General features: G+C 72.7%; 10 protein-coding genes and 1 pseudogene. 2 read left to right on the top strand and 9 right to left on the bottom strand.

All coding sequences use genetic code 11. The annotated features are described in order from the left end of the window. The first annotated feature begins 4 nt into the window (after window positions 1–4). Both ACFYWQ_RS34355 and ACFYWQ_RS34360 read left to right on the top strand, forming a co-directional pair. Complete coding sequence (locus tag ACFYWQ_RS34355; RefSeq protein WP_389522006.1) at window positions 5–1,333, top strand: nitrous oxide reductase family maturation protein NosD; 1,329 nt, start codon at window positions 5–7, stop codon at window positions 1,331–1,333. Window positions 1,334–1,396: 63 nt separating this feature from the next. Beyond that, entirely contained in the window at window positions 1,397–2,425 is a 1,029-nt protein-coding gene (locus ACFYWQ_RS34360; RefSeq protein WP_389522007.1) for a methyltransferase, read from the top strand. A 90-nt stretch (window positions 2,426–2,515) separates the two neighbouring features. Here the strand turns inward: ACFYWQ_RS34360 and ACFYWQ_RS34365 are convergent, their stop codons facing one another. From ACFYWQ_RS34365 to ACFYWQ_RS34405, 9 genes and pseudogenes are all read right to left on the bottom strand, one after another. After that, window positions 2,516–2,848: a TcmI family type II polyketide cyclase gene (locus ACFYWQ_RS34365; RefSeq protein WP_389522008.1), complete on the bottom strand. Its 333-nt coding sequence runs from the start codon at window positions 2,846–2,848 to the stop codon at window positions 2,516–2,518. 27 nt (window positions 2,849–2,875) lie between these two features. After that, the gene (locus ACFYWQ_RS34370; RefSeq protein ID WP_389522010.1) at window positions 2,876–3,355 is read right to left on the bottom strand and encodes an SRPBCC family protein; all 480 of its coding nucleotides are present in this window, start codon (window positions 3,353–3,355) and stop codon (window positions 2,876–2,878) included. A 1-nt stretch (window position 3,356) separates the two neighbouring features. Next, window positions 3,357–3,614 (bottom strand): acyl carrier protein, encoded by a 258-nt coding sequence (locus tag ACFYWQ_RS34375; RefSeq protein WP_389522011.1) that lies wholly within the window; start codon window positions 3,612–3,614, stop codon window positions 3,357–3,359. Between the two features lie 30 nt (window positions 3,615–3,644). Further along, entirely contained in the window at window positions 3,645–4,895 is a 1,251-nt protein-coding gene (locus ACFYWQ_RS34380; RefSeq protein ID WP_389522013.1) for a ketosynthase chain-length factor, read from the bottom strand. Then, a complete protein-coding gene (locus ACFYWQ_RS34385) occupies window positions 4,892–6,160 on the bottom strand; it encodes a beta-ketoacyl-[acyl-carrier-protein] synthase family protein (RefSeq protein WP_389522015.1) in 1,269 nt (422 codons plus the stop codon). The genes ACFYWQ_RS34380 and ACFYWQ_RS34385 overlap by 4 nt, the downstream gene beginning before the upstream one ends. Further along, entirely contained in the window at window positions 6,157–6,567 is a 411-nt protein-coding gene (locus ACFYWQ_RS34390; RefSeq protein ID WP_389522016.1) for a cupin domain-containing protein, read from the bottom strand. The genes ACFYWQ_RS34385 and ACFYWQ_RS34390 overlap by 4 nt, the downstream gene beginning before the upstream one ends. Before the next feature lie 70 nt (window positions 6,568–6,637). Then, window positions 6,638–7,783, bottom strand: a complete 1,146-nt coding sequence (locus tag ACFYWQ_RS34395; RefSeq protein WP_389522018.1) for a SchA/CurD-like domain-containing protein — start codon at window positions 7,781–7,783, stop codon at window positions 6,638–6,640. A gap of 154 nt (window positions 7,784–7,937) precedes the next feature. Further along, window positions 7,938–8,600 carry a class F sortase gene (locus tag ACFYWQ_RS34400; protein ID WP_389522019.1) on the bottom strand — a complete coding sequence of 221 codons (663 nt, stop codon included), beginning with the start codon at window positions 8,598–8,600 and terminating at the stop codon, window positions 7,938–7,940. A 121-nt stretch (window positions 8,601–8,721) separates the two neighbouring features. Further along, a pseudogene (locus tag ACFYWQ_RS34405) lies at window positions 8,722–9,083 on the bottom strand (hypothetical protein); the annotation flags it as partial.

A 9,083-nucleotide genomic window follows, 5' to 3' on the forward strand; every position in this document is an offset into this window, starting at 1 on the left:
GAATATGACTAAATGCCATATCGCGTACCTGGCGTGCACCGCGGCGGTCGTCGGAGCGGGCCTCGGCGCCGCCGCGCCCGTGCCCGGCCACGCGACCCTTGTGGTCCACCCGGGGCAGTCGATCCAGAAGGCGGTGGACGCCGCCGCACCGGGCGACACCGTGCTCGTGACCCCCGGTACCTACCGCGAGTCCGTCAGGGTGACCACACCGGGACTGACGCTGCGCGGCGCGGGCCGCGGCGTGGTGCTCGAACCGGCCACCCGGCCGGCGGCCGGCACCACTCAGACGGCCGGTACCACCCAACCGGCGGCCGGTACCACGCAGCCGGCGGCCGGTACCACCCAGCCCGCGGCCGGTACCACCCAGCCCGCGGCCGGTACCACTCAGACGGCCGGTACCACGCAGCCCGCGGCCGGAACCACCCAGGCGGCCGGCCAGCAGGCCGCCACGCGCCAGACCGCCACCCGTCCGGCCGACCCGGAGAAGGCCGCGGGGAAGGCCGCGGGGAAGGCCGACGGGAAGGCCGACGGGAAGGCCGCCGCCGGCTGCGCCGAGGCCGGCAACGGCATCTGTGTGGAGGGGACGAAGGACCGCCGTCTGGAAGGCGTCACCATCACCTCCCTGACGGTGACCGGTTTCGCCAGGACCGGCGTGTCGGCCGCGTGGACCGACAGACTGACCGTACGGAACGTGCTCGCGGCGAAGAACGGCGTCTGGGGCATCGCCGAGGAGCACTCCCGCCGCAGCGTCTTCCGCGCCAACACCGCACGGGAGAACGGCGACGCGGGCCTGTTCCTCGCCAACACCGTCACGGCCGAGGAAGGCGCCGCGGACACCGCCGGAACCGTCGTCGACCGCAACCGGCTGGAGGGCAACCGGATCGGCGTCACGGTCCGCCGCCTGCGCAACGTCACCGTCGAGCACAACCGCATCACCGGCAACTGCGCGGGGGTCTTCGTCGTCGGCGACGAGAACAAGCCGAAGGCCGGCGCCGTGACCGTCAGCGGCAACCGCGTCGAGCGGAACAACAAGTCGTGTCCGAAGACGGCCCGGCTGGACGCCCTCCAGGGCTCCGGGATCGTCCTGACCGGCGTCGACGACACCGTGGTGACCCGCAACACCGTCAGGGACAACGCCGGCGCCTCCCCGCTGTCCGGCGGCATCGTCATCTTCAAGAGCTTCGTCGGCACCCCCAGCGAGCGGAACCGGATCAGCGACAACGTGCTGAGCGGCAACTCCCCGGCGGACCTCGTCGACACCGACACCGGCGGCAAGGACAACACCTTCGAACGCAACTCCTGCCGGGCCTCCCGGCCCGCGGGACTGTGCTGACCGGCCGGACCGGTCCGGCCGCGCGACCGAGAAGGTGGAACCGACAAGGAAGGAAGGCGGCACATGACGACCGCTGAGACTGCTCCACCACCGTCCATGCGACTGAGGGAGCTGGCGTTCGGGGCGGCGTGCGCCGCCGCCCTGCGCGCCGCCGCCCGGCTGGGCGTCGCCGACGCCCTCGGGGACGGCCCCGCGGCCGTGGACGACCTCGCCGCGGCGGTGAAGACCGAACCCCGCCCGCTGCGGCGCCTGTTGCGGGCCCTGTCCTGCTACGGCGTCTTCGCCGAGCAGCCGGACGGCCGGTTCGCCCACACCGAGATGTCCCGGCTGCTGCGCGAGGACGACCCGCACAGCCTGCGCTACATCACCCTGTGGTGCACCGAGCCGTGGACGTGGGACGCGTGGCCGAAACTCGACGAGGCGGTCCGCACCGGCCGCAACGTCGTCGAGGACCTGTACGGCAGGGAGTTCTTCACCTACCTCAACGAGGACGCTCCCGAGTCCGCCGAGGTCTTCAACCGGGCCATGACGACCTCCAGCCGGCAGTCCGCCGAGGACGTCGCGCGCTTCCTCGACCTGTCGGGCTGCGCGTCGGTCGCCGACATCGGCGGCGGCCAGGGGCACGTGGTGGCGAGCCTGCTGGAGAAGTACCCGTCCCTGCGCGGTACCCTGCTCGACCTCCCGCGCGTGGTCGAGAACGCCGACCCGCGGCTGCGCCCGGGCGGCGCGCTCGCGGACCGGATGACCATCGTGCCCGGCGACTGCCGCGCCGACGTCCCGTTCCGGGCGGACGTGTACGTCATCAAGAACATCCTGGAGTGGGACGACGACAGCACGGCCCGCACCCTGCGCAACGTCATCGGGGCGGGCGGACCCGGCACCCGGGTCGTGGTCATCGAGAACCTCGTCGACGACACGCCCTCGATGCGGTTCAGCACCGCCATGGACCTGCTGCTGCTCCTCAACGTCGGCGGGGCCAAGCACACCACCGCGTCCATGACCGCACGCCTGGCCGACGCCGGGCTGGTCGTCGGCGACGTCCGGCCGGTCAACCCCTACCTGCACGCGTTCGACTGCACCGTCCCCCGCTGAGCACCCCGGGAGACCCTCGGGGCAAACCACCGGTCGCCGGGTCCGCGCCACGCGCGGACCCGGCGACCGGTGGCCGGTCGAGGAGCGTCCTCAGCCGGCGGAGTCCCGTTCCCAGCGGTAGAAGCAGTGCGCCATGGCGTCCTTCGGCGACCGCCAGGTCTCGGGGTCGTACGCGCTGACGTACGCCGACAGCCGCTCGCTGATGTCCCGGAACCGCGGGTGTCCGGCCACCTTGGCGATGGCCGGGCCGGGGTCCTGCTCCGACTCGATGAGGTGCATGTACACATCACCGAACTGGAAGAGGCTGCGCCGGGACACCCCCACCAGGTGGGGCAGCTCTCCACGGTCCGACTCCTCGAACAGCTTGGCGATGTCCGGCGCCGACCCGGGAGCCATCCGGGCCACGATCAGGGCCTGATGCATGTTCTCGTCCTCCTTGCGGCTTCCGGCTCAGTCGGTCACGGACGGCACGGCCCCGCGGTCCGCGGCGGCCTTCTCGATGCGGTCCCGGATCAGGGCCAGCTGGACCTTGGAGTTGCGGTTGATGTTGTCGGTCATCCAGGCGTCGTCGACCGGAGCGTCGGGCCTCATCTCGAAGTCCTGCGTCCACACCATCCGGGTGCCCTGGGGGACCTCCTCGTACTGCCACCGGATGTTCATGTACGCGAAGGGGCCCGTCTCGACGCGGCGGGCCTTCACGCTGAGCGTGTCGCGGTCCGGCTCCCGCTCCGAGACCCAGCTCCACACGGTGCCGTTCTCGTCGGGGTGCATGGTCAGCCGGAAGGTGGTCTTGTTCCCCTCCTGCGACAGGATCTCCGCGGAGGCGTACTCGCTGAACAGCCGGGGCCAGTTCGCCACGTCGTTGGTCATGTCCCAGACCAGGTCCAGCGGCGCGGCGATGACGATCTCGTTCTGCGTGTGTCCGGCCATGTCACGCTCCTGCCGGGAGGGCGCTGTTGACGAGGTCGAGGAACTGCCGGGGCGTCTTGCAGCGTTCCGCGTCGGGCGGCAGCGGCGCGCCGTAGCGGTTCTCCAGCTCGCCCACGATGCCCAGCAGCCCGAGCGAGTCGACGCCGAGCGCGTCGAACCCGGTCCCGGACCGCTGCTGCAGCTCCTCCGGCGCCACGGTGATGCCCGCGGCCTGCTTCATCAGCTCGGACAGCTCTTCCACGGTGATGCGGTCACTCATGAGGTTCCTCTCCTTTGCTCCGTTGCCCCGTCACGAGGCGTCGGCGACGCCGTGCCGCAGCACCAGCGCCGAGTTCGAGCCCATGAGCCCCCGCCCCAGGACCAGCGCGCACCGCATCTCGGCGGCGCGGGCGCGTTCGGTCACCAGGTCGAGGTCATGGCAGATGTCGAAAACGTTGGGGGTGGGCGGGATCAGACCGTGCTCCATCGCCAGCACCGCCGCCGCGGTGTCCAGCACGGGCGCCGCGCAGAAGCTGCGGCCGATGCCGGTCTTCGGCGCGGTGACCGGTACCCGCCGGCCGTGCCCGCCGAGGGCGTCGGCGATCGCCAGCGCCTCGGCGCGGTCCGCCTCCGGCACCCCGAGGGCGTCGGCGAAGACCACGTCGATCTCCTCGGGCGCGCAGCCGGCGTCGTCCAGGGCGCCGCGGATCGCCTGGGCGAGCCCCTCCCGGGACCGCGCCCACCGGCAGGCGCCGGTGAACGTCGCCGCGTGCCCGGCCAGGGTGGCCCGCACCCGCGCACCCCGCTCCCGCGCCGAGCGCTCCTCCTCCACGACGAACATGGCGCCGCCCTCCGCGGGCACGAACCCGCAGGCCGCGTCCGTGAACGGGCGGTAGGCGCGCGCCGGGTCGTCGGCGGTGCTCAGCTCCGGGTAGCCGAGCTGGCACACCACCGAGTACGGGGCGAGGGGCGCCTCCGTCGCCCCGGCCACCATGACGTCGGTGCCGCGCCGCACGGCCCGCGCCGCGTGCGCGAGACCGTCCAGGCCGCCGGCCTCGTCGGCCGCGACCACCGAGCAGGGGCCCTTGAAGCCGCGGCGGATGGAGATCTGGCCGGTGCTGGCGGCGTAGAACCAGGCGATCGACTGGTACGGCCCGACGAAGCGGCTGCCCTTGCCCCACAGCCGCTGGAGCTCCCGCTGGCCGAACTCGCCGCCGCCGGAGCCGGCCGCGGTGACCACGCCCACGGCGAACGGCTCACCGGCGGTGTCGGCCTGGCCGAGACGGGCGTCGTCCAGCGCGCAGTCGGCCGCGGCCATCGCGAAGTGCGTGAACCGGTCGGTCTGGACGAGGTAGCGCTCCTCGACCGCCGTCGACGCCTCGAAGGAACGGATCTCGCCGGCCACCCGCAGCGGCAGGTGCTCACAGCCCTCGCGGGTGACCCGGTCCAGGACGCTGAGACCCTCCTGGGTGGATTTCCAGAAGGACTCGGTGCTGGTTCCGTTGGGCGCGATCACACCGATGCCGGTGACGACCGCGCGCCGGGAATGCGGTTCGCTCATCGTGTCCTCCCTCTCGGCCGCGTCAGGACCACCGCGGACTGGAAGCCGCCGAACCCGCTGCCCACGGAGAGAACGGTGTTCAGCTTCCGCTCGCGGGCGACCTTCGGGACGTAGTCCAGGTCGCACTCGGGGTCCGGGGTCTCGTAGTTGGCGGTGGGCGGCACCACCTGGTGGGCCAGGGCCAGCACACAGGCGACGACCTCGATCGCGCCGATCGCCCCCAGCGAGTGGCCCACCATGGACTTGATGGAACTCATGGGCGTGCCGTAGGCGTGCTGCCCGAGGGCCCGCTTCACCGCCGCGGTCTCGTGCCGGTCGTTCTGCTGGGTGCCCGAGCCGTGGGCGTTGACGTAGTCCACCGCCGTGCCGTCCAGCCGGGAGTGGTCGAGGGCGACCCCGATGGCACGGGCCATCTCCAGGCCCTCCCGGGTCAGACCGGTCATGTGGTAGGCGTTGCCGAAGGTGGCGTAGCCGCTGAGCTCGCAGTACACGTGGGCCCCGCGGGCCCGCGCGTGCTCCAGCTCCTCCAGGACCAGGACCGCGCCGCCCTCACCCATGACGAACCCGTTGCGGTCGGCGTCGAAGGGACGCGACGCGTGGGCGGGGTCGTCGTTGTTCGGGGACGTGGCCTTGATGGCGTCGAAGCAGGCCATCGTGATCGGCGATATGGGGGAGTCCGAGGCGCCCGCTATGCACACGTCGGCCCGGCCCTCCTCGATCGTGTGGAAGGCGTAGCCGACCGCGTCCAGCCCCGAGGTGCAGCCCGTGGAGACGGTCTGCACCGGGCCGCGCGCCTCGAACCGCTCCGCGACCGTGGAGGCCAGCGTGCTGGGCGCGAACGCGCGGTGCAGGTGCCGCTCCGCCCGGTCGTGGTCGACGTCCCAGCGCTGCCCCTGGTGGCTGACCAGGACGTAGTCGTGTTCGAGCCGGGTGGTGCCGCCGACCGCGGTGCCCAGGGACACCCCGACCCGCCACGGGTTCTCCCGCGCCAGGTCGAGGCCGGAGTCCCGGACCGCCTCCTCGCCGGCGACCAGAGCGAACTGGATGTACCGGTCGTTGCGGGCGGCCTGGTCGGCGTCCAGGCCGTGGGCCGCCGGGTCGAAGTCGCACTCGGCGGCGATCCGCGACCGCAGTCCGGACGGGTCGAAGAAGGTGATGCCCCGGGTCGCGGTGCGCCCGTGGGAGAGCAGGTCCCAGAACGCGGGGACCCCGATGCCGCCCGGGGCGACGACCCCTATGCCGGTGACCGCCACGCGCCGGTTCACGATCCCACCACCGGGACGGCCTCGGTCTGCTCGGTGTCGACGTGGCCGAGCGGCGGGGTCGGGGCCAGCGGGCCGAGGTGGAAGACGATCCGGGCCTCGACGTTGCCGACGTTGCGGAAGCGGTGCCGCATGCCGATGGGGATCATCAGCCCCTGCTCGGGCCGCAGCGGGTGCGGCTCGCCGTCCAGGTCGACCTCCAACTGCCCGCAGACGACGTACACGAACTCCTCGGAGTACGGGTGGTAGTGCTCCCCGATGCGGTCGCCGGGCTGCACGATGGCCACGCCCATGAAGCCGCTGGTCGAGTTGACCGTGGCGGGCGTGAGCATGGCGCGCAGATCGCCGCCGCGCCGGGTGTTGGGCTCGACCTCGCTGAGATCCACGATTCTGGGACGGGATGTGATCACGACGTTGCTCCGATCGTGTGCTGTGTCGACGGGGGTCCGGACGGCCGCCGCGACCCCGGTGCCGGACGGCTCAGGCGCGGGCCGAGCGGCGGTCGGTGATGAGTTCCATGCGGGTGAGGTCGAGGACGCGGGTGGGGCCGCCGTCCCACGGCGCCGAACCGCCGGCGCCCTCGGGGAAGGCCGTCAGCTCCGCCGCCGCCGCCGGGTCCAGCAGGCCCAGGGAGAGCGCCGGGTCGCCCGCGTCGAGCCCGCCGCGGACGTCGATCAGCCGTACGACGACGTCGTCGCGCTGGAAGATCGTGCTGCACAGGACGGGGTTGCGGGGGTCCTCCGCGGCCGCCTCGTCCTGCTGGGCGAGCAGTTGGGCCAGCCGCATCCCGCAGTCGGGGCGGGCCGGGTAGTACAGCGCGTACCGCTGTGCCGTCGGGTCCTCCCGCTCCGCCGTCACATGGTGGACGGCCGGCAGCGCCGCCCGGGTGAAGAAGACCCGGGCGGACTCGGGGTCGTCGAGGTCCCGGTCCTGCTCCAGATACGGGTTGATGGCCTCCTCGACGGCCCGCACCTCGGGCTGCCGGGCCACGTGGCGCAGCGCCGCGAGCAGGTCGCCGCGCACCTCGATGGCGCGCACCACGCGGTTGCCGTGCATGAACAGGGACGTGCGGCACAGCCGGGTGGTGTCGTCGACCTTCGGGTTCGGCGCCTCGTAGTCGGCGAGGATCTTGGCGACGGCCTGCTCGCTGCCCGGCTTGACGGTGAAGGTGAGCGCGTGGCGGGTCACGCCGTCCCCGATGCGGGGCGAGGCCTGGAGGGTGCGCGGGCCGGGCGCGGTGTCGGCGGCCGGGCCGCCGGTCTCGCGGACGATGTGGAAGCGCAGCGACCTGGTGTCCCGCACGCAGCTGTGCAGCGGTTCCACCATGTGCACGTGCTCCTCGCTGTTCACCCAGGTGAGGAACGGCGGGGCGCTCTCCCACTCACTGGTGATGAGCCACTGGCTGGGGTTCTCGATCGACTGGCACAGCTGGTCGCTGACGTGCCCGGGTACGGACGCGACCTGGTTGCAGAGCTGCTCGTACGCCTCCAGGAACTGCTGCTGAGCGCCGTCGTGGACGTCCACCAGGAGGACGACCCGGAGCCGGGAGCCGTCGAACACGGACTGGGAGACGCGGTGGGACACCTGTCGTGTCAGCGGCTGGGGGGCGGGTGCGGTGGTGGTCATGCTGGGCACATCTCCTTCTGCGGGGAGGACGGAGGGGCTGGCTTCACCTGCTGGCGCTGCGAGGCGGTGTGCCTCGATCTTGAGCCGGTCGCCACCGGCGCGCGATTCGGATGGACTACGCGAGTGACCGGCCGCGCGGAGGGGGCCGGTCCGCTCACCGGAGGTGGGCGAAGACCACCAGGTTGGCCGTGTAGTCCTTGGCCGCGCGGTCGTAGTCGCCCGCGCAGGTGATGAGGCGGACCTCGGCCTTGTCCGTGTCGGCGTAGACACGGCTGCTGGGGAAGCGGTCCTTGTCGAAGGTCTCCAGGTCGTCGACCACGAAGGACGCCGTGCGTCCGTCGGCCCGCCGGACCTTGAAGACGTCCCCCTCCTCCAGTTCACCGAGGTCGGCGAAGACGGCGGGGGCGGTGGCGGTGTCGATGTGGCCGGCGATGATCGCGGTGCCCGTCTCGCCGGGGGAGGGGCCCTCGGCGTGCCAGCCGACGAGGTTGGTGTCATGGGCCGGCGGGGCTTCGAGCTGCCCCGAGGGGGTGATGGAGAGGTCGGTGAAGGGAGCGTCCACCGAGATCTTCGGGATGAGCAGCCGCACGGGCTCGGACCGGGGCAGGTGCTTGCCGGCCGGGTGCCGGGCGGGGGAGGTCGACGTGGCGGCCTGCGGGGAGTGCGGCGGGGGCGCGGAGCGGGGTGACGGATCGTTTCCGCCGAAGAAGCTGAGGGCCAGGAACAGGAGCACCACGGCGCACAGCACGGTCATCGACCCGCGGGACCCCTGGTCGGCCGGCGCGGCGTGGGCGGGGGAGGAGGGAGGGACTGCCATCGGACGACCTCACTAGGGCGTTTCTCTCGGACCGGCCCGACGCGGAGGGTGGGCGGAGGGCGGGCCGGGCCGCCACGGGGGTGTGTCGTGGCGGCCCGGGCTGCTATCGCGTCGGGCATGGTCAGGCCAGTCCGCCGGCGGTCTTCTTGCGGCGGGCGGCGTAGAGGCCGGTGCCGGCGAGGGCGAGGGCGGCGAGGCCGCCCGCGGTCACGTCGGTGCCGGCGAGGGCGCCGCCGCCGGTGTGCACGCCGCCGTTGGGCTTGTCGTGTCCGCTGCCGCCGTAGGAGTCCTTGTCCTCGTCCTTGCTCCAGGAGTCCTTGCTTCCGCCGTCCTTGTCCTTGTAGGACTCGGGGTCGTGCTTGGGGTCGGGGGTGGAGTAGTCGTCGTTGAGGAGGGCGAGGGCGCCGCCGCCGGTGTGGACGCCGCCGTCGGGCTTGCCGCCGTGGTCCTTCTTGCCGTATCCGCCGTGGTCCTTCTTGCCGT

This window comes from Streptomyces sp. NPDC003247, assembly GCF_042888135.1.
GTDB lineage: Bacteria > Actinomycetota > Actinomycetes > Streptomycetales > Streptomycetaceae > Streptomyces.

Bases quoted from the DNA above. Each gene is read 5' to 3' on its own strand.
- ACFYWQ_RS34355 (WP_389522006.1), top strand. From the start codon at position 5: ATGACTAAATGCCATATCGCGTACCTGGCGTGCACCGCGGCGGTCGTC.
- ACFYWQ_RS34360 (WP_389522007.1), top strand. From the start codon at position 1,397: ATGACGACCGCTGAGACTGCTCCACCACCGTCCATGCGACTGAGGGAG.
- ACFYWQ_RS34365 (WP_389522008.1), bottom strand. From the start codon at position 2,848: ATGCATCAGGCCCTGATCGTGGCCCGGATGGCTCCCGGGTCGGCGCCG.
- ACFYWQ_RS34370 (WP_389522010.1), bottom strand. From the start codon at position 3,355: ATGGCCGGACACACGCAGAACGAGATCGTCATCGCCGCGCCGCTGGAC.
- ACFYWQ_RS34375 (WP_389522011.1), bottom strand. From the start codon at position 3,614: ATGAGTGACCGCATCACCGTGGAAGAGCTGTCCGAGCTGATGAAGCAG.
- ACFYWQ_RS34380 (WP_389522013.1), bottom strand. From the start codon at position 4,895: ATGAGCGAACCGCATTCCCGGCGCGCGGTCGTCACCGGCATCGGTGTG.
- ACFYWQ_RS34395 (WP_389522018.1), bottom strand. From the start codon at position 7,783: ATGACCACCACCGCACCCGCCCCCCAGCCGCTGACACGACAGGTGTCC.
- ACFYWQ_RS34400 (WP_389522019.1), bottom strand. From the start codon at position 8,600: ATGGCAGTCCCTCCCTCCTCCCCCGCCCACGCCGCGCCGGCCGACCAG.